Origin of the sequence: Algorimicrobium algoritergicola, from assembly GCF_008086165.1 — a bacterium.
GTDB lineage: Bacteria > Bacteroidota > Bacteroidia > Flavobacteriales > Flavobacteriaceae > Algorimicrobium > Algorimicrobium algoritergicola.
Genome location: NZ_VSKL01000022.1, coordinates 1 through 1,440, shown reverse-complemented (window position 1 = coordinate 1,440; position 1,440 = coordinate 1). Strand labels below are relative to the sequence as shown.

At 37.4% G+C, this 1,440-nt stretch carries 1 protein-coding gene; it reads left to right on the top strand.

Annotated elements, in window-relative coordinates:
- On the top strand, positions 1-1,440 hold a 1,440-nt coding region (locus ES675_RS16500), incomplete at both ends, for an HYR-like domain-containing protein (RefSeq protein ID WP_449374887.1).

Below are 1,440 nucleotides of genomic sequence, written 5' to 3'. Positions count from 1 at the left end.
CTGATTTATCTGCTACCGATAATTGTGATGCTAATATTACAGTAACATATTTAGAAGAAAGAGCGAATGGCAATTGTGATTCTAGCTATACATTAACCAGAACTTGGACCGCTACAGATGATTGTGGTAACACGGCTTCTGAAGTACAAGTTATTACTGTTCAAGATACCACGGCTCCTGTATTAGATCCTGCACCTGCTGATATTACAGTAGAATGTGATGCCGTTCCTACAGCTTCTGCTACTGATTTATCTGCTACCGATAATTGTGATGCTAATATTACAGTAACATATTTAGAAGAAAGAGCGAATGGTAATTGTGATTCTAATTATACATTAACCAGAACTTGGACCGCTACAGATGATTGTGGTAACACGGCTTCTGAAGTACAAGTTATTACTGTTCAAGATACCACGGCTCCTGTATTAGATCCTGCACCTGCTGATATTACAGTAGAATGTGATGCCGTTCCTACAGCTTCTGCTACTGATTTATCTGCTACTGATAATTGTGATGCTAATATTACAGTAACATATTTAGAAGAAAGAGCGAATGGTAATTGTGATTCTAATTATACATTAACTAGAACTTGGACCGCTATAGATGATTGTGGTAACACAGCTTCTGAAGTACAAGTTATTACTGTTCAAGATTCAACGAATCCAATTATAGATATTGAAGCTTCTGATATATCCATTGAATGTGATGGTACTGGAAACAATGGCACTATTCAGGATTGGTTAGATAACAATGGTTATGCTACTGTTACTGATAACTGCTCTGAAATAACTTGGACCAATAATTATGGTGGTGCTAGCTCTGATTGTGCTAATCCAATTGCAGTAACCTTTACGGCAACAGATGATTGTGGAAACTTTGTTACAACTACGGCTTTTTATTCGATTATTGATACTATTAATCCAACTATAGAAATTGAAGCAAGTGATTTAACGGTCGAATGTGATGGATTAGGAAATTTAATCCAATTACAAACATGGTTAGATAATAATGGAGGTGCTACTGCGTCGGATGACTGTAGCGCTATAGTTTGGGATCATGATTACAAAGGAGTTTTAATTCCTGGTTGTGGACTGACTGGTTCTGCTATCGTAAACTTTAAAGCAACAGATGCTTGTGGCAACGAAAGCTTCACATCTGCAACTTTTACAATTATAGATACAATTGCGCCTGTTGCTCCAACAGCACCTGACGCAATAACAGTAGAATGTTTAACAGAGTTACCAGAAGCTATTGACTTAACAGCCACAGACAACTGTGCTGGTGATATTGTAGCCTCTCCTGTAGATTCTATAGATGATTCAAATCCTTGTAATGTAATTGTTACTCGTACTTGGACATTTACGGACTCTTGTAATAATACATCGTCTGTATCGCAAACAATAACAGTTGCGGATACAATTGCACCTGTTGTTCCTGCTG